The organism is Chryseobacterium sp. Tr-659, assembly GCF_011752975.1.
In the GTDB taxonomy this organism is placed as follows: Bacteria; Bacteroidota; Bacteroidia; order Flavobacteriales; family Weeksellaceae; genus Chryseobacterium.
Map to the genome: position 1 here is coordinate 103351 of NZ_VWWP01000004.1, position 19428 is coordinate 122778.

19 protein-coding genes are annotated in these 19428 nt (G+C 35.9%); 15 read left to right on the forward strand and 4 right to left on the reverse strand.

The window, feature by feature from the left end:
* Window positions 1-65: 65 nt before the first annotated feature.
* Entirely contained in the window at window positions 66-773 is a 708-nt protein-coding gene (gene pyrH / locus F3J23_RS11040; protein ID WP_167028417.1) for a UMP kinase, read from the reverse strand.
* A gap of 167 nt (window positions 774-940) precedes the next feature.
* Between pyrH and porQ the strand changes: the two genes are divergently transcribed.
* The 5 genes from porQ to F3J23_RS11065 all read left to right on the forward strand — a co-directional run bounded on the left by porQ (window position 941) and on the right by F3J23_RS11065 (window position 4034).
* Complete coding sequence (gene porQ / locus F3J23_RS11045) at window positions 941-1933, forward strand: type IX secretion system protein PorQ (RefSeq protein WP_167028420.1); 993 nt, start codon at window positions 941-943, stop codon at window positions 1931-1933.
* 84 nt (window positions 1934-2017) lie between these two features.
* Complete coding sequence (gene cmk / locus F3J23_RS11050) at window positions 2018-2692, forward strand: (d)CMP kinase (RefSeq protein WP_167028423.1); 675 nt, start codon at window positions 2018-2020, stop codon at window positions 2690-2692.
* A 95-nt stretch (window positions 2693-2787) separates the two neighbouring features.
* Complete coding sequence (locus tag F3J23_RS11055) at window positions 2788-3138, forward strand: YtxH domain-containing protein (RefSeq protein WP_065397677.1); 351 nt, start codon at window positions 2788-2790, stop codon at window positions 3136-3138.
* An 83-nt stretch (window positions 3139-3221) separates the two neighbouring features.
* Window positions 3222-3530 carry a phage holin family protein gene (locus F3J23_RS11060; RefSeq protein ID WP_047496002.1) on the forward strand — a complete coding sequence of 103 codons (309 nt, stop codon included), beginning with the start codon at window positions 3222-3224 and terminating at the stop codon, window positions 3528-3530.
* A gap of 3 nt (window positions 3531-3533) precedes the next feature.
* Entirely contained in the window at window positions 3534-4034 is a 501-nt protein-coding gene (locus F3J23_RS11065) for a phosphoribosyl-ATP pyrophosphatase (RefSeq protein WP_167028426.1), read from the forward strand.
* A gap of 105 nt (window positions 4035-4139) precedes the next feature.
* On the opposite strand, the gene F3J23_RS11070 is transcribed toward F3J23_RS11065, so the two are convergent.
* Window positions 4140-4865 (reverse strand): TrmH family RNA methyltransferase, encoded by a 726-nt coding sequence (locus F3J23_RS11070; RefSeq protein ID WP_167028429.1) that lies wholly within the window; start codon window positions 4863-4865, stop codon window positions 4140-4142.
* Between F3J23_RS11070 and F3J23_RS11075 the strand changes: the two genes are divergently transcribed.
* A complete protein-coding gene (locus F3J23_RS11075; RefSeq protein WP_167028432.1) occupies window positions 4851-7451 on the forward strand; it encodes a BamA/TamA family outer membrane protein in 2601 nt (866 codons plus the stop codon). The two genes, F3J23_RS11070 and F3J23_RS11075, sit on opposite strands and share 15 nt — an antisense overlap.
* On the opposite strand, the gene F3J23_RS11080 is transcribed toward F3J23_RS11075, so the two are convergent.
* Both F3J23_RS11080 and F3J23_RS11085 read right to left on the reverse strand, forming a co-directional pair.
* On the reverse strand, window positions 7448-8005 hold the full coding sequence (locus F3J23_RS11080) for a vancomycin high temperature exclusion protein (protein ID WP_410497746.1): 558 nt from the start codon (window positions 8003-8005) through the stop codon (window positions 7448-7450). The genes F3J23_RS11075 and F3J23_RS11080 overlap by 4 nt on opposite strands.
* A gap of 56 nt (window positions 8006-8061) precedes the next feature.
* The gene (locus F3J23_RS11085; protein ID WP_167028438.1) at window positions 8062-9186 is read right to left on the reverse strand and encodes a ferredoxin--NADP reductase; all 1125 of its coding nucleotides are present in this window, start codon (window positions 9184-9186) and stop codon (window positions 8062-8064) included.
* A 33-nt stretch (window positions 9187-9219) separates the two neighbouring features.
* Between F3J23_RS11085 and F3J23_RS11090 the strand changes: the two genes are divergently transcribed.
* From F3J23_RS11090 to F3J23_RS11130, 9 genes are all read left to right on the forward strand, one after another.
* A complete protein-coding gene (locus F3J23_RS11090; protein WP_167028441.1) occupies window positions 9220-9780 on the forward strand; it encodes a TlpA family protein disulfide reductase in 561 nt (186 codons plus the stop codon).
* Window positions 9781-9804: 24 nt separating this feature from the next.
* Window positions 9805-10776, forward strand: a complete 972-nt coding sequence (locus tag F3J23_RS11095; protein WP_185156451.1) for a FecCD family ABC transporter permease — start codon at window positions 9805-9807, stop codon at window positions 10774-10776.
* A gap of 320 nt (window positions 10777-11096) precedes the next feature.
* Complete coding sequence (locus F3J23_RS11100) at window positions 11097-11474, forward strand: GxxExxY protein (protein ID WP_167028444.1); 378 nt, start codon at window positions 11097-11099, stop codon at window positions 11472-11474.
* A gap of 87 nt (window positions 11475-11561) precedes the next feature.
* Window positions 11562-12485, forward strand: a complete 924-nt coding sequence (locus F3J23_RS11105; protein WP_167028447.1) for an ABC transporter ATP-binding protein — start codon at window positions 11562-11564, stop codon at window positions 12483-12485.
* Between the two features lie 165 nt (window positions 12486-12650).
* A complete protein-coding gene (locus tag F3J23_RS11110; RefSeq protein WP_167029014.1) occupies window positions 12651-13103 on the forward strand; it encodes a MarR family winged helix-turn-helix transcriptional regulator in 453 nt (150 codons plus the stop codon).
* A 54-nt stretch (window positions 13104-13157) separates the two neighbouring features.
* Window positions 13158-15563: a 3-hydroxyacyl-CoA dehydrogenase/enoyl-CoA hydratase family protein gene (locus F3J23_RS11115; protein WP_167028450.1), complete on the forward strand. Its 2406-nt coding sequence runs from the start codon at window positions 13158-13160 to the stop codon at window positions 15561-15563.
* An 85-nt stretch (window positions 15564-15648) separates the two neighbouring features.
* Window positions 15649-16113 (forward strand): IS200/IS605 family transposase, encoded by a 465-nt coding sequence (tnpA, locus tag F3J23_RS11120; RefSeq protein WP_167028453.1) that lies wholly within the window; start codon window positions 15649-15651, stop codon window positions 16111-16113.
* A gap of 104 nt (window positions 16114-16217) precedes the next feature.
* Window positions 16218-17396, forward strand: coding sequence for an acetyl-CoA C-acyltransferase (locus tag F3J23_RS11125; RefSeq protein ID WP_167028456.1), 1179 nt, complete (start codon window positions 16218-16220; stop codon window positions 17394-17396).
* Window positions 17397-17507: 111 nt separating this feature from the next.
* The gene (locus F3J23_RS11130) at window positions 17508-19286 is read left to right on the forward strand and encodes an acyl-CoA dehydrogenase family protein (RefSeq protein WP_167028459.1); all 1779 of its coding nucleotides are present in this window, start codon (window positions 17508-17510) and stop codon (window positions 19284-19286) included.
* Window positions 19287-19428 lie beyond the last annotated feature (142 nt).

Sequence of the window (19428 nt, forward strand, 5' to 3'; positions counted from 1 at the left end):
GTAAAACAAAAACACCTGTCACGATTATCGCGACAGGTGCTTTTTATATCTTTTTATAAAACTGATTATAAATCAACCAAAGTACCTACATTATCTCCATCTACAATTCTTTCTAAATTTCCTTCTTTATTCATATCAAATACAATGATAGGCAATTTATTTTCATGGCTTAAGGTAAATGCAGTCATATCCATTACTTTAAGATTCTTTTCAAATACTTCGTCGAAAGACAATGAATTGTATTTCACGGCATCAGCATTCTTTTCAGGATCACTGTCATAAATTCCGTCTACTCTTGTTCCTTTTAAGATTACATCAGCACCGATTTCGATTGCTCTCAATGTAGCAGCAGTATCTGTTGTAAAATAAGGATTTCCTGTTCCTGCACCGAAGATCACTACTCTTCCTTTCTCAAGGTGTCTTACAGCTCTTCTTTTGATGAATGGCTCTGCTACTTTGTCCATTTCAATTGCAGATTGAAGTCTTGTCTTGATACCTGCATCTTCAAGAGCTCCTTGTAATGCCATACCGTTGATTACCGTTGCAAGCATTCCCATATAATCTCCTTGCACCCTGTCCATTCCTTTTGCAGCTCCTGCTACACCACGGAAAATATTTCCTCCTCCAATGACGATCGCTACTTCACAGCCTTTTTCTACTACTTTCTTGATCTCAGCTGCATATTCCTGCAGTCTTTCATTGTCAATACCATATTGTCTGTTCCCCATTAAGGCCTCTCCACTTAGTTTCAGAAGGATTCTTTTATATTTCATCTTTTATTTTTAGTAACTTTTTATTAGTGTGGGTTTCCCCGGAATTTGATTTTGCAAATATAATCATTAAAAATATTGGTAAAAGAAAAATATTTAATCAGAAATAATGTCAGAAATATTTTGAAAAGTACGAAAAAGGATTATTTTTGCATTAATTATAAATTGAATTGAAGAAAATTATCATTTTTTCATTATTTCTATCAGGAATTGTTTCTTATGCGCAAACAGGAACAAATGTTTATCCGTTCTTAAACGTACCTGTATCTGCAAGACAAGCTGCCTTGGGCGGCGATGCGATTTCGGTAAGAGATTATGATGTTTCCTTTGCTATTGCAAACCCGGCCCTGTTAAATAAAGATTCAGACAAGCAACTTTCTGTAAACGCTACAGCTTATCTTGCCGATTCTAAATACGGAACCATAGCCTATGCCAAAGACTTTGAAAACGGCCACATGGCTACCATCAATGCGAGGTATATGAGCTACGGAAGTATTCCGAGAACGGATGAGAACGGTTTCGAAAACGGAGAGTTCAAAGCTTCAGATGTAGCAATCGGTGCTGGTTATGCTTACCAGTTTGAAGAAGACTGGACGATTGGTGGAGGATTGAATTTCATTACCTCAAAAATTGATAATTATACTTCTTCCGCTATTTCAGGAACTGCGGGAATTACCTATCACAATAAAAAAAACAAAGAAGTTCTTTCTCTTGTATTGAGAAATTTTGGTTTTCAGCTGAAATCATTCAATGGAACCAGAGAAAATCTTCCGTTCAGAGTGGATCTTGGATATACCAAAATAATCAAAAACTTCCCTCTTGCTATTACGATTACGGCACATGACCTTCAAAAATTCGACATTTCTTCGGAATACAATTTAGACGGACAAAAAATAAATGTAGGCAGAAAAATTGCTGATCATTTCTCTTTGGGAGCAGAATTATTTCCGGAAAAGAACTTCAATATCAGATTGGGTTATAATGTAAAAAGAGGAAATGAGCTTGCGGTGGCAGACCAGAGAAATTTTTCAGGACTTTCAGCAGGGTTTGGAGTTAAAGTTTCAAGATTCCGTATTGATTACGCCCACGTAAGATACCACAACTCTTCGAATGTCAATCAGATAGGAATTTCTATGGACCTTTCCAGCCACAGAGGAGAATAAATTCTGATTCTGAAATTTTATTATTTATTTTGATTTTTTTTTACTTAGTCTTGATTTTTAAGAAAAAATCTTGAAATTTGCAGTATGAAAAAACCTGTAATAGCTATTGATGGGTACTCGTCTACCGGAAAAAGTTCTATCTCTAAAATCATTGCTGATCAATTAGGACTTATTCATATGGATACAGGAGCACTTTACAGAGGAGTTACCTGGTATGCATTGCAGCATTGTCTGAACGAGAACAATGAAATTGATCTGAACAGCCTGTTCTCTTCTTTCGGTCATATCAAGCTTGAATTTAAAAACAATGAAGGAACGCTGATTCTTTTCCTTAATGATACGGATATTTCTAAAGAAATCCGTACTAATATTGTATCTGAAAACGTCAGTCTCGTTGCCAAACAGAAAGAAGTAAGAGACTTTTTACTGCAGTCACAACGCTCATTGGCAGAAAAAGGCGGGGTTATTATGGACGGACGTGACATTGGGACAGTAGTTCTGCCAAATGCGGACTATAAATTCTTCCTGACTGCCAGTATTGATGAAAGAACCAACAGACGATTTCTGGAGTTAAAAGGCCTGGGCATTGAAGCAGATAAAGAGCAGGTAAAGCACAATCTTATTGAAAGAGACAAGATTGATAGTGAGCGTGAAATAGCCCCATTGAAGCAGGCTGACGACGCTATCGTTATAGACAACTCCGATCTTACCAAAGAAGAAACCATAGCACTTATTTTATCTCACATCGAAAAGATTTAACAATTTTTAATAGGCTAAAAGCCTCCTTTGGTACACAAATTGTAAGTTTTATTACTGTAAAAACTAATCTATTATTAATTATTAAAAAACTTAAAATGTCTAGAAAAGGAAATAACACAGCAGGTATATTAGCGGGACTTCTTGCAGGTGCTGCAGCGGGTGTAATCTTAGGAATGCTATACGCTCCGGAAGAAGGGAAAGAAACCAGAAAAAAAATCAAAACTAAAGCAAATGATCTAAAAGATCAGGCTAAAAATAAATACGGAGAAGTTTCTGAAAAAGTAAAAGACCAATACAGCAATATTTCTTCTACTTTCAAAGAAACGGCAAATAGCGTAGCACATACTGTGAAAGACGGATATGACAAATACAAAGATCAGATTGTTTCTAAAACCGCAGATGTAGTAAAAGATGTGGAAGCAGAACTGAATGATCTTAAAAAATAATACGTAATTTATCTTTTTTAAGTAAATTACAGAAAGGAACTTTTGTGCGAAAGTTCCTTTTTTTGTAACTTTAAAAAAAAACAATGATAGAAACTATTAAAGAATACGCCTCCAAGAGAATCGATCTTCTGAAAATAGAAGCTACAGAAAAGTCTTCTCTTTCTGCCGGGCTCATTACCTACTTTGTAGTACTGCTTGTTGCTTTTGCTTTTTTTATTATCCTTTTCAATTTCGGAATTGCCTTCCTCATCGGGAAAGCGTTGGATAATTATTCTTACGGATTCTTAATTGTTGCTGCATTTTATGCGTTGGTAATGGCTTTTGTGATTGCCTTCAAAAATAAGATTGTTAATACTGTTGCAGATCAGGTTATTAAATTTTTAAATCATTAAACTATGGGCAGAAAATATGAAAGCATAGAAGAATTAAGAAGAAAGAAAAAGCTGCTTCAGGGTGAAATACATGATCTTGAAAATCTTCTTACCTTCAAAAACACAAAAGAAAGCTTGAGTGCATTTACCAATGGATTAAGCGATCAGTATCTGCAGGAAAAGATTGATGAAGATGGTGATGAAAAAGTAGTTCTTAGAAAAGATGTCATTGCCAAACAGCTTACCTCAGAAGTAAAAGATCTGCTGATCAGTAAAAATACTGCGGTTGGTATCGCAAGTTCTGCATTCAAAGGGGGAAATATTACAGACGGGCTTGTGAAGCTGGGAGTAACCGCCATTGTAGGAAACTACGCCAAAAAGAATATGAAGAGCTCTAATTGGAAAAAAAAGCTAATTGGTGCTGCTTTAATCTATCTTGCTCCTATTGCCTTGAAATATGTGAGAAAAAAGATGGAAGTCTATCAAAAGAATAAAAGTGTTTCCAGTATGGAACAGTTGATATGACAATTTTTGTAGAGGTCAAACATCAGATTTCAGACTTTTAATATGTTTGAGAAAATTAATCACTCAATCCATACATCTGAAATCTGATGTCTGAAATCTAAAAGTCTATTTCGAAAACAACTGTCCTAAAATAATCCCGGCAGCCATTGATACATTAAGGCTTTCTGTAGACTGGGATTTTCCAAATCTTGGGATACTAATGCATTTCTGCAGAAGCTTTTCTGTTTCTGGTCTCATTCCGTTTCCTTCATTCCCTAAAATAAGATTGACTTTTTCCGGTTTCTCAAACGTATAGAGATTCTCTCCTTCCATATCTGTCCCGATATTTACATTTTGTGTCCCGGAAAGATATTCCACAAGATCAGTATAAACCATATTTACCCTGGTAAAAGATCCCATACTTGCCTGAATTACTTTTGGATTGTAGAAGTCCACAGTATCTTCACTGCAAATGATCTGTTCAATTCCAAACCAATCTGCCAGGCGAATAATTGTTCCTAAATTTCCGGGGTCCTGTATTCCATCCAAAACCAATTGAGTATTCTTGTCTTCCCATTTTTCTTCCTGCGCCAGATAACATACCGCCACGGAATCTTTCGGAGTTTTAAGAAAACTTATTTTTTTTAATTCATTTTCAGAGATATGGGTAACAGGGATATCAGTACGGTCCAATTTTTGCGGATCGGTTGACAATATTTCTTTAACTTTAAAGTTAGAATTAGAAAGTTCACAAATGATTTTATTACCTTCAACCAAAAACAAATTGTATTTTTGTCTGAACTTCTTTTTATCTAAAGATTGTAAAACTTTTATTGTATGAGCTGTAAGCATTATAAGAATTCTCCTCAAAAATATTATAAAATTATCTCATTTGCAACATTTGTTGGTCTCCTTTATGCTTGTAGTACGACAAAAAAAGTTCCGGAAGGCGAATACCTGCTTACTAAGAACAGTTTAGAATTCGAGGATAAGAAAGAATTTTTTGATGAGGAACTGAAAGATTACCTCCAACAGAAGCCCAACAAAAAACAATTTCTGTTCATGCCGCTGAGTCTTGCTCTATACAATATGGCAAATCCTAAATACGATACCATCCTTAATGAATACATGACCTATCCTCGTGAAATGAGAAATCAGAAACTGAGAGATTCTTTATTCATTAAATATAATATGCAAAGCAGCATCGGTAAAGGATTATTCTTTGACCGTCTGTTACACAGTTGGGGATCTCCTCCTGTAATTCTGGACCAGACCAAAAGTGAGAAAAGTGCCGAATCCATCAAGAAAAGACTTACTTACAGGGGATTTTGGGATGCTGATGTAAAATTTAAGCACAGCCTGGACTCTGCATCAAAAAAAGCGGCAGTCAATTATTTCATTAAGCATAATGACCCCACCATTATTAAAGATTATTACTTTAATATTCCCGATCCTAAGATCAAAATGTACTATAATTACGATTTGAGCAAAAGTCTTATCCGTTCCGGAAAAATTCTTGACCAGACGGTTCTGGAAAAGGAGGTTACAAGAATTACAGATCTTATGAGAGGCTTCGGATTCTACAAATTCAACAGTTCTAATGATGAGGTTTATTTTGTTGCAGATTCATTGAAAAGCAGAAAAAAGGTTCCTCTAACGCTGGAGATTCATAAAGATTCACTTGATAGTCCATATAAAATTGCGACTTTCGGCAATATAGATGTTGCCATTGTTGATGAGCCCGGCGATTACCCGAAAAACACTAAAAAAGACAGTTTAAGAAGGATAAGGTTCCATACGATGAATGATAAGTATAAAATTTCATCCATCTGGAGGGCTATTATTCCGGACAGCAAAAAAGTATATGATCAAAATACGCTGGATGTGACCAAGAGAAACCTCTTATCCATGAATAATTTCAGTATTGTAAAAGCCAGAGACTCTTTGAGACAAGGAGGCATAACGGCACCCAATGACAGTATTGTTGATGTTTTATATGTCCTAAAACCGCTTCCGAAATATGAACTTAAAGTAGGAACCGATGTTAATTATTCTCAGCTCTTAAATCTGGGAATCTCTCCTTCCGTGGATCTTACTACCCGAAACCTTTTTAAAGGGGCAGAAAACCTTTCTACCAGTCTTTCCGGAACATTCGGATCCATTAGAAGTACAAAGGATATTGATAAAAGAATGGCCGCTTTTGAGATATCGGCTCAGGCATCCCTGAACTTCCCGAAATTGCTGTTACCTTTTAATTATTACAAATTTATCCCTAAGCGGTACACCCCTACTTCCTCTATTTTGCTGGGAGCCTCTATACAGAATAATATTGGTCTGGGAAGAGTTATTTTTAATACCGGACTGAACTATCAGGCAAACGTCAATGATCAGGTATATCATAAATTAACATTATTCAATACCCAGGTCAGTCTTACTAAAAACAAAGATGCCTATTATGATTATTTTGCCAATGATGACATTGTAAGAAGAGAAGTATTCGGAAGTTATTTTGCCTATAACCCCACAGCAGGAACTGAATTCGCTGCCGGGCAGAAGACAATTGATCAGATTTCCGAACAGATCATTAAGGATACAGGATATATTTCCAGCCTTGATCAGGCCGGCGGCAACCAATTAATTGCATTTTTAGGAACGCTGGTCAATAAAGACAGGCAGACTCAGGATGTTCTGATTTCTTCAATGATCTATAACTTTGTTTATAGTGAGATCGGAAAAAAAGATTACCCCAATGCTTTCTATTTTAACGGAAAAGTAGAACTGGCTGGTAACATCTTAAGTCTGTTCAATAAAAAAGATAACAGCGGAGGGCTTGTTACCTCTCCACAAAGAACTATTTTCGGCTTACCTTATGCACAGTTTGTAAAATTCGATATTGATACCCGAAAATATTTTAAATTTAATGGTAATCAGACCTTAGTTTTGCGCCAGTTCATTGGTATAGGGATTCCGTATGGGAATTCCGAAGATATGCCGATCATTAAGTCTTATTTTAATGGAGGTTCTAATGATATCAGAGCCTGGGTTGCTTTTGGAGGGTTGGGTCCGGCAGACTCTCAGGTAGACGAAAGAGTTCGTACTTACATGACCAGTAATTTAAAACTTACCACCAATATTGAATACAGAATACCTTTCAATAATACTTATGAAGGCGCTTTATTTACAGATATTGGTAATACCTGGAGTCTTCGTAATCAGCATGACGGATATGGAGATGAATTTAAGTTCAACAAGTTTCTGAAACAGGTCGGTGTAGGAAGTGGATTCGGATTAAGAGTAAATATTGCATATATTACAGCCAGAGTTGACCTTGCCTATAAGATCTATGATCCCAACAAGCCTGATGGAGACAGATGGAGATTCAAGTATATTCAGCCTTTTAAGCCTACAGTTAATATCGCTTTCGGATATCCTTTCTAATCCGGAGAGATCCCTAAAATAAAATACACTACGGCAATTACACGGGCGAGGATTTCCCTCGCCTGATTTCTGTAAAAGCTTTCGGGTTTGGTTACATCCTGTGCATCGAAACCTAAAGCATTCATATCATTATTTCTTGCAAAAAACAGGGCGCGCAGGTTGTGATATCCTTGTGATACGATAATCACATTCTTCTTTTTATAAACGTCTTTACAACGCAGTATGCTTTTATAGGTATTGAATCCTTTCGGATCTTCTACAATAATATCTTCAGGAACCCCTTCCTGATAAATCAGATAATTCTTCATAGCGGCAGGTTCATTATAACCTTTACTTTTTTCCCCGCTTACAATAATTTTTTTGATCTTTCCATGATGATAAAGAAGAGCTGCGGCATCCATTCTTTTGGTAAAGTAGGGATTAGACTGTCCGGATCTCATTTTCGGAGAAGTTCCTAATACCAATGCAACTTCCCTCGGAGGAATTTTGGATATTTTGGTATACGTACGGCCATTGGTAAGCCCGAAAACCCAGACATTACAGAAACATATCATCAGAATTCCCAATTCTAATGATATAAAGCCTAAGTTAAATATGTTCCTAATAATTCTCAACTAAGATCAAAGTTAAGCTTTATTTTTTGACTTTTCACAATCGACATGCATGCTAAAATATGACCTTGCGCTTCCTCTTTTTCAGTAAGATATTCATTTTCAAGCAATTCTACCTCACCTTTTTCTAAAGAGCATTCACAACTGCCACAAATTCCGGATTTACAGGAATATGGCACCGGAAATTTCTGAATCAAAAGCTGTTGCAGAATTTTATCTCTGTTATCAGGAAGTATAGTGGTATAATTTTTTCCCAGCATAGTAAATTCAACTTCTATATTTTCAATCAAAGGGAATTCTTTTTCTACCGGATAAATATCATCGTTAAATTCTTCAAAAAGCTCAAAGTGAATATTCTTTTTGGGAATTCCGTGATGATAGCAGGCATTCGCTAATGTCTTGATCATCTCTCCTTTTCCACAGATCAGCACTTCATCTACAGCATCCCAAATCGTAGATTCCTCGTCCGTATCATCCAAATGAAGAATCTGATTGATGATTAAATTCAATTTCTTTTCATCCAGTCTGCCATAGAAAAACTGATCTCCTGTTTTTTCCTGAGAAAAAAAGTAAAATATCTGAAGCCTGTCACCACACGTTCTTGCAAGATTATCTAACTGATCACGATAAACCAGGTCTTCAGAGCTTTTATTTCCGAAAAACAAAAATAGCCTGGTTCTGGGCTCTGTATGAAGAATATTTTTAAAATGACTCAGAATAGGAGTAATTCCAATCCCTGCGGCAAAAGCAACAATCGTTCTGAATTCACTTGGCTTGGAAACTAATGTAAATCTCCCACCTGGTTCACTTACCAGCAGTTCATCGCCTGTATTATAATTCTGAAATAGTTGGGAAGTAGCTCCATCAGGAGAATTCACCTTAATACCAAGGCTTATTTTCCCTTCATACGGAGCCGAAGTCATTGAATAATCATTAATAACTTCTTTACCTTGTGACTGGAATTTTACACTGACATACTGCCCGGCCTCAAACTTAAAATTATCTTTTAAATTCCCGGGAATTTCAAACTCCAGGGAGAAAGTATTTTTGGTCAGCTCTTCCTTTTTCGCTATTTTTAACGGATGAAACTGTATCAGTTTCCCTTTATAGATTTGTTGTTCCATAACTTCAATTCAAAAATAGATAAAAAATAATTTATGAAAAAGATAATTTTATCCACCTTGCTTCTTACTGCACTTTACAGCTGCAAAAAAGAAAGTCAGAAAACAGAAACCGCATCTGCTTCAGATTCACTTTCTGTAACCAAAGCCACAGGTAATGAAGCAAATACATCTGCTCCCAAAGAACTTTCTCCTGAAGGTGTAGGCCAGCATTTAGCCAAAAATAATGATACCCTTTATGTAACAAATTTTTTTGCAACGTGGTGCGGGCCTTGTATGAGAGAAATTCCAAGTTTTAAAAATAAGATGGAAGAATTGAAGGGGAAACCTGTAAAATTCACTTTTATCAATCTTGATGATAAGGCAGAATGGAACACTGCTGTTAAAGACTTTGCTACGGAAAACAATCTGGGTAAGAATATTATTTTACTGGACGGTCAGAAATTAGATCCTAATTTCTTTCATAATAATTTTAAGCAATGGGACGGCGGCTCCATTCCTTTCACTTTTATGAGAAAGGGAGATAAAACTGACGAGTATCTGGGAATGATGACGGAAGAAGTATTGAATTCAAAAATTGATTCTTTCTTAAAATAAAATAGACTGGCCTCTTTCTGAATCATGTCAAAAAGATTTAAAATCCTGTGTTTATTATTGGTGATTGCAATTATTATAAGTGCAGTTATTAATCTGAACACAGGATTTCTGAGTTTAAACTTTCAGGATTTTTTCCAAAATACGACACATAGCCAGATTGCTGAAATTCGTATCAATCGTATTCTCGTGATGATGCTTGCCGGAATTTCAATTCCCACATCCGGTTTTCTGATGCAGGAATACTTTCAGAATCCTCTTGCAGGACCTGATATATTAGGAATAACTTCGGTAGCCAGTTTATCCGTAGCATTTTATATTTTCTTTTCACATAATATTATGCTTCCTGAATTTCTGCAGAATAGTTTCCTGAGTTTGGCTGCAATTGGGGGAAGTTTGGTACTGATGTTAGTATTACTATCAATGTCCAACAAATTCCAGGATAAATCTTACCTTATCATTTTTGGTTTTCTTGTCTCTGCATTTGCCGGTGCTATTGTATCCCTGCTTCAGTTTTATGCTGAAAATCAAAGCCTGAAAAATTATATTTTATGGTCTTTTGGAGCTAATAATATGGTAACCCGAAATCAAATTTATGTGTTATCAATTATGGTATTTATTGGTTTATTTTTCTGTTTCAGAGCTATAAAACCACTTATCGGAAATTCTTTGGGAAGTTCTTATGCACAGAGTTTGGGAGTTAATTTGAAAATGCTGAAAATATTGATAATAGCGGCATCTTCTCTCCTATCTGCTTCTATCACCGCGTTTCTAGGCCCTATCTTATTTATCGGAATCATTGTACCTCACTTCTGCAGACTGGTCTATAATCCGTCCAAACTCTGGCAGCAATGGATTCTTAATATGTTTCTGGGAATGCTGATTATGTTGTTTTTCTCAGTAATTGCAGAAAAAACACAAATCCCGTTGAATGTGATAAGCTCGGTATTTGGAATTCCAGTGATTCTGATGATGCTTTTGAAACAGAATAAAGTTTAGATTTTTTTGTTGGAAACGCAAAGGCACAAGAAACTTTTAAAATCTACATATTTTTAAGACGCAAAGATTTTATCTCCGATAAAATTGGATAACGCATATTTTAAATATTCCAAACAAAAATTACCATAATCCCTCGTCGAAAATTTTCGATTTTCTCGCGCCTTAAAATATATCTAATGTATTAAAAATACCTTTGCGGCCTTTGCATATTATTTCAATAAATTCAAAACTTAAATTATTGAAATACTAAATGTTACAAATACCATAGACATGTGCTTATTCTAATATTTCATATATTTAAGCCTAACAAAACATCACAAATGACAGAAAATGAATTATCAAAAATAATTTTTGAAACAGGCTTAAAAATTCATAGAAAACTTGGAGCAGGCTTATTTGAACATGTATATGAAGAATGTCTGTTCTATGAATTAACAAAATCAGGGTTTTTAGTAGAAAAACAAAAGCTTATTCCCATCGTTTATGAAGATTTGAAAATAGATAATGCTTTCAGACTTGATATGATAGTTGAAAACAAAGTAATTCTGGAAATAAAAACAGTTGAATATCTATCACCTAATCATAAAGCACAGCTATTAACTTATTTAAAAATGACAAATTGTAAATTGGGACTATTGCTTAATTTTCAATCTAATGTTTTCAAAAACGGCGTAACAAGAATTGTAAATAATTTATAAATAAAAATTTTGACAAAGCCAGATCCCTTGTCCCTTAAAACCTTATTTTTGTAAAAAGGTTCTACACTTCGCGTAATCAATTCAAATATGCACCTACAGATCAACCAAGCTAATATCGGATACAACAAAACTTTAATTACCAATGCCAATGCGGATCTAAAGCTTGGTGATGTGTGTTTACTGATTGGTAATAACGGTGTAGGAAAAACAACTCTGATTAAATCTATTCTGCATCAGCTTCCTTTACTTGACGGTGAAATTTTAATTAACGGTAAAAATATCAAGGATCTTTCCGTAAGAGAAATTGCTGAAAATATTGCCATTGTCTTTTCAAAATCTGTTATTCCACAGCATTATACGGTTGAAGATCTTATTTCTCTGGGAAAGTATATTTATTATCCGTTTTATTTTGAATTAAAAAAAGAGGACCGTGAAGAAATTGCTGATATTATTGAAGAACTCGATCTTAGTCAGTACAGATATACCCTTCTGAAAAATCTTTCGGATGGAAATCTTCAAAAAGCATTTATCGGGCGGGCTATTACTCAAAACTCTCCTATCATCATCCTTGATGAACCCACCACTCATCTTGATGAGAAAAACAAAATCATTATCCTTAAAACATTAAGAAAATTAGCCAAGGAACAAAATAAACTTATCTTATTTTCGTCTCATGACTGGAGACTCGCCAAAGAATTTGCAGATAAAATATGGTATGTAAAAAATTCACAATTGCATTATGGAATTGTAGAGGACATTTTACTTCAGCATGATGAGCTTACCAATGCATCATTATTTCAAATGAGTGAAAGTTTCATTCCGCCTCAGATCTCTGCACCCCAGTTTCACAAGGAAATGCTGTACTCTTTGCTTCAAAAAAACTTCTCAAAAGACCTTTCTTTCCTTAATTTTGAGTTTAAGGACAGCTTTTGGGTAATTACTAAAGATTCCGAACAAGAACAATGTGAATCTTTTGAAGAAATCATTAATTACCTGAAAAACATTCATTAATACAGCTTTTTCTTTATTTATTTCACATACTATGCATGCATAGTATTATGCTAATCATACAATTTAATCAATTTATTATCAGGTTATTAACAAAATTTAACGTTAATAAATACTATGCATGCATAATATTTACTAAATTTGGGTAAAACCATTAGCGCAAAAATGATGGATAATAATAAGGAAAAAATAGAAAACGTAGATTTAATTTTAAAACAGACCTGGCTGGCTGTTTCTAAAATGTACACAGAATTAGCCCAGGAACATGATTCCACTGCAGTGCAGGCCCTTACTCTTCTTAAAATTGATCCCAAAGAAGGGACCCGAAGCACAAATCTTGGTCCGAAGATGGCTATTGAACCTACTTCATTAACACGAATCATCAAACTTCTTGAAGATAACGGATATATCTATAAGGAAAAGACGACCACTGATAAAAGAGAGGTCATTATTAAACTTACAGATAAAGGATTAAACTCCAGAAACATGTCAAAAGAAGTGGTTGTCAACTTCAATAAAAAAGTGATGGAAAAAATTGCTCCGGAAAAGATGGAAAACTTTAAGGAAGTAATGGGTGAAATCATGAAAATCGCCAACGAATTATTAAATAACAGGAAATAAATTATCATGAAGCCGGAAGGTTCATATAATCTTATAAATAATAAATATTTACATATGAAAAGAAGAATCAAACATGTAACGGTTCTTGGTTCAGGAATTATGGGAAGCGGTATTGCAGCTCATTTCGCCAATATAGGCGTTGAAGTGTCACTTTTAGACATTGTTCCTTTTGAACTGACAGAAGCTGAACAGAAAAAAGGTTTGACCAAAGATGATAAGGGAGTAAGAAACAGAATTGCTTCCGAAAACTTTGAAAAACTAAAAAAAGCAAGTCCTGCACTTCTTTATTCACCAAAGTTTGCAGATAGAATCAAAATCGGAAACTTCGATGATGATTTACCGAAAATAAAAAATACAGACTGGATTATTGAAGTAGTTGTAGAAAGGCTTGATATTAAAAAGTCTGTATACGAAAAGATTGAACAGTTCAGAAAGCCCGGAACATTGATTTCTTCTAATACATCTGGTATCCCTATTCATTTCCTAACGGAAGGAAGAAGCGAAGATTTCAAAAAGTACTTTGCAGGAACCCACTTCTTCAACCCGGTAAGATACCTTCCTCTTTTAGAGATTATCCCAACCAATGATACAGATCCTGAGATCATAGATTTTTATATGAATTATGGTGCTAAATTCTTAGGTAAGACAACCGTTTTAGCTAAAGATACTCCAGCATTCATTGCCAACAGAATCGGTGTATTCTCTATGATGGATCTTCTTCACAATGTACAGAAACTAGGATTAACGGTTTCTGACGTTGATAAATTAACAGGCCCTGTCATCGGCCGTCCAAAATCTGCCACATTCAGAACTGCTGATGTAGTGGGTCTTGATACTTTAGTGATGGTAGCTAACGGAGTTCGCCAAAGCGGTGCTGAAGCGAATGACTTTAATGATGTATTTGCCCTTCCAGATTATATCCAGAAAATGATGGATAATAAGTGGTTAGGTTCAAAAACTGAACAAGGTTTCTATAAAAAAGTGAAAAATGCAGATGGAAAATCTGAAATTCATGGATTAAACCTTGATACGTTAGAATATGAACTTCAAGGAAAATCATCCTTCCCTACATTAGAATTAACAAAATCTATCGACAAACCAATTGATAGATTCAAAGTTCTCATCGGGGGCAAAGATAAAGCCGGTGAACTGTATAGAAAATCTTTAGGAGCATTATTCGCTTATGTTTCGCATAAAGTTCCTGAAATCTCAGATGAAGTTTATAAAATTGATGATGCTATGAGAGCTGGTTTCGGATGGGAAAACGGACCATTCGAAATCTGGGATGCCGTAGGCGTTGCAAAAGGAATCGAGCTTGCTAAAGATGCAGGTTACGAAGTTTCTGACTGGGTAAAATCCTTAGCTGAAAAAGGAGAATCTTTCTATAAAGTAAATGATGAAGGACAGAGCATCTATTATGATAAGAATTCAGGAAACTACAATAATATTCCGGGACAGGATGCTTTCATCATCTTAGACAATATCAGAAAAAACAAAACACTTTGGAGCAATTCCGGAGCTGCCATTGAAGATTTAGGAGACGGAATCATCAACTTCGAGATCCGCTCAAAAATGAACTCTCTCGGAGGCGAAGTTCTGGACGGACTAAACAGAGCTATTGATTTAGCAGAAAAAGAATACGACGGATTAGTGGTAGGAAACCAGGGAGCAAACTTCTCTGTAGGAGCCAACCTTGCTATGATTCTCATGATGGCTATTGAGCAGGATTGGGATGATTTAAATATGGCAATTGCTTACTTCCAGAAATCAATGATGAGAGTACGCTACTCCTCTATTCCTGTAGTTGTTGCTCCTCACGGAATGACTTTAGGCGGCGGATGTGAAATGACAATGCATGCAGACCGCGTAGTTGCAGCAGCCGAAACGTATATCGGACTTGTTGAAACCGGAGTTGGTGTAATTCCTGGTGGAGGTGGTACTAAGGAGCTAACTTTAAGAACCTCACGAGAATTCCATAATGATGATGTTAAAAATAACAGACTTCGTGATGCTTTCATGAATATCGCTATGGGTAAAGTAGCCACTTCAGCATATGAAGCATACGATATGGGAATTCTTGAGAAAGGAAAAGACATTGTTTCTGTAAGCAAAAACAGACAAATTGCCGAAGCTAAAAAAGTAGCAAAATTATTAGCAGAACAAGGATATACTCAGCCTATTGAACAGAAAGTAAAAGTTCTTGGTAAGGATGCATTAGGTATGTTCTACGTGGGAACAGACCAGATGTTAACCGGAAACTATATCTCCGAACATGACAAGAAAATTGCAGATAAGCTAGCCAACGTAATGGTAGGTGGAAATCTATCTGAACCAACAGTTGTTACTGAACAATATTTATTGAATCTTGAAAGAGAAACATTCCTTCAGCTTTGTGGTGAAAGAAAAACTTTAGAGAGAATCCAGTACATGTTACAGAATGGAAAACCGCTAAGAAACTAATGGAAAGCTCCGTAGGAGCGAACTGTTAATGGTATGGAATAATTTTAAAAACTGGAGAGCCTCGTAGAGGCGACCTGTTAATCTTATGGCAAATACATACACTCAGATTTATATTCAAATTGTTTTCGCTGTAAAAGGAAGACAAAATCTGATTTCAAAAGAAAACAGAGAAGAATTACATCAGTTTATTACAGGTATTATTTCCAATAGAAAACAAAAATTATTCGCAGTTTTTGCAATGTCAGACCATGTCCATATTCTTGTAAGTATGAATCCGGCACTTTCGGTTTCCGATTTAGTAAGAGATATTAAAGCATGTTCCTCAAAATTCATCAACGAAAAAGGATGGATGAATGAAAAATTCAATTGGCAGGAAGGTTATGGAGCTTTTTCTTATTCTAAAAGCAGTGTTGATTCTGTTATAAAATATATTTTAAATCAGGAAGAACATCATAAAAAGAAAACTTTTAGAGAAGAATATCTGGATTTCATGTCAAAATTTGAAATAGAATATGATCCAAAATATTTATTTGAATGGATTAGTGATTAACAGGTCGCTCCTACGGAGCTCCACAAAGAAAGCATAAACAATACTCTGAACAGTTTACCTCTACGAGGCAAAAAAACTTTTCAAAAACAATTTAATTAAAAAAAATGAAAACAGCATACATCGTAAAAGGATTCAGAACGGCAGTAGGAAAAGCACCTAAAGGTTCCCTGCGTTTTACCAGACCAGACGTTATGGCAGCAACCGTTATTGAAAAATTAATGGCTGAACTTCCACAGTTAGATAAAAACAGAATTGATGACCTTATCGTAGGAAATGCTATGCCTGAAGCCGAGCAAGGGCTGAATGTAGCACGTCTGATCTCTTTGATGGGGTTGAACACAGATAAAGTTCCGGGAGTTACTGTAAACAGATACTGTGCTTCAGGAAGTGAGGCGATTGCTATTGCTTCTGCAAAAATTCAGGCCGGTATGGCAGACTGTATCATCGCAGGAGGTACTGAATCTATGTCATACATTCCGATGGGAGGTTACAAGCCGGTTCCGGAAACGGATATTGCAAAAACAAACCCTGATTACTATTGGGGAATGGGTTACACTGCTGAAGAAGTAGCAAAACAATATAATATTACGAGAGAAGAACAGGATCAGTTTGCTTTTGAATCTCATATGAAGGCGTTAAAAGCCAATCAGGAAGGAAAATTTGCCAATCAGATCGTTCCCATTCCTGTAGAATATAACTTCCTGGATGAAAATCAGAAATTGCAGACTAAAAAATTTGACTTTTCCGTAGATGAAGGACCAAGAGCAGATACTTCTTTAGCCGGATTAGCCAAATTAAGACCTGTATTTGCGAACGGAGGTAGTGTAACTGCCGGAAACTCCTCTCAGATGAGTGACGGGGCCGCTTTCGTAATGGTAATGAGCGAGGAAATGGTAAAAGAATTAGGGTTACAGCCGGAAGCAAGATTAGTAGCTTACGCAGCAGCCGGATTGGAACCAAGAATTATGGGAATGGGACCTATCTATGCTATTCCAAAAGCATTAAAACAAGCTGGTCTAGAATTAAAAGATATCGACTTGATCGAGCTTAATGAAGCTTTTGCTTCCCAATCTGTTGCTATTAAAAAAGAATTAGGACTGAATCCAGACATTCTAAACGTAAACGGAGGAGCTATTGCCCTTGGACACCCGCTTGGATGTACAGGAACTAAACTAACAGTTCAACTTCTTGACGAAATGAGAAAGCGAGGCAACAAATACGGAATGGTTTCTATGTGTGTGGGAACAGGACAAGGAGCAGCTTCTATTTTTGAACTTTTATAGATACCAAGAAAATAGACAAAGAGATAATAGACAAGATTCAACATTTATAATCTATCTGTCTATTATCTGAAAGTCTCAAAAATCATAATCTAAAATTTAAAATAATAACAAATGGGCAACATAGTAAAGGGCGGGGAATTCCTAATCAAACAAATTCCTGCAAGCGAAATTTTCAGTATTGAAGAACTGAACGAAGAACAAAAAATGCTTCGTGACTCTGCAAAAGAATTTATAGACAGAGAAGTAGTTCCACAAAGAGAGCGTTTTGAGAAGAAAGATTATGCATTTACTGAAGAAACAATGCGTAAGCTAGGTGATATGGGCATGCTGGGAATTGCTGTTCCTGAAGAATACGGAGGTCTTGGAATGGGCTTTGTAACCACAATGCTTGCCTGCGATTATATTTCCGGAACTACAGGTTCATTGGCTACGGCGTATGGGGCACACACCGGAATTGGTACCTTACCAATTGTTCTTTACGGAACAGAAGAGCAGAAGAAAAAATACCTTCCGGATCTGGCTACAGGAACGAAATTCGGAGCATATTGCCTTACTGAGCCGGATGCAGGTTCTGATGCTAATTCAGGAAAAACAAAAGCAAAGCTTTCCGAAGACGGAAAACATTATATCATTAACGGGCAGAAAATGTGGATCTCTAATGCAGGATTTGCAGATACATTTACACTATTCGCTAAAATTGATGATGATAAAAATATCACAGGATTTGTAATCAACAGATCTGAACTTGAAAACCCTGAAAGCTTAACTTTCGGTGAGGAAGAACATAAATTAGGTATCCGTGCCTCTTCTACCCGTCAGGTTTTCTTCAATGATATGAAGATCCCCGTAGAAAATCTTTTAGGAGAAAGAAATAATGGCTTTAAGATCGCTTTAAATGCATTGAATGTGGGTCGTATCAAATTAGCAGCAGCTTGTTTGGACGCTCAGAGACGAATTTTAAACCATTCCATTCAGTATTCTAACGAAAGAAAACAATTTGGAGTTTCTATTTCTACTTTCGGAGCAATCAGAAAGAAAATTGCTGAAATGGCAACCGGAGTTTTCGTAAGTGAGGCAGGTTCCTACAGAGCCGCTAAAAATATTCAGGATAAAATTGATGAATTAGTTGCAGGAGGTATGGATCATCAGGCGGCTGAACTTAAAGGTGTTGAAGAATTTGCTGTGGAATGTTCAATCCTTAAAGTATTCGTTTCCGACCTTGCTCAAAATACGGCTGATGAAGGAATCCAGGTATACGGAGGTATGGGATTCTCTGAAGATACGCCTATGGAAGCAGCATGGAGAGATTCAAGAATTTCAAGAATTTATGAAGGAACCAATGAGATCAACAGATTATTAGCCGTAGGAATGCTTATTAAGAGAGCAATGAAAGGTGAATTGGATCTTTTATCTCCTGCAATGGCAATCAGCAAAGAATTGATGGGTATTCCTTCATTTGAAGTTCCTGATTATTCTGAATTTATGAGTGAAGAAAAAGCAATTATCGCTAACCTTAAGAAAGTGTTCTTAATGGTTTCCGGAGCTGCACTTCAGAAATTCATGATGGATATTGAAAAACAGCAGCATTTATTATTGAATGCTTCCGAAATCCTTAACCAGATCTATATGGCAGAATCTGCGATATTAAGAGCTGAAAAACACTTCTCTCCTGATTCTGTGGAAGCTGCAATGGCTCAGCTGAACCTTTACAAAGCTGTTGAAAAGATCATCACTTCAGCTAAAGAAGGAATTGTTTCTTTCGCTGAAGGAGATGAGCAGAGAATGATGCTTTCCGGATTAAGAAGATTTACGAAGTATACCAACCATCCAAACGTAGTGGCATTAACTGAAAAAGTAGCAGCTCACTATATTGAGAAAGGAGCTTATTAGTCTTTAACAACATCAATTTGATTTTAAAACGCCTCATTTTTTGAGGCGTTTTTATTTTTTGCATAATCACGATTTAATTTAAAAAGTAAACTCTTAAAAGTTCCGGTCACAACAATAATATGAATTTATGTGTGCAATCTGG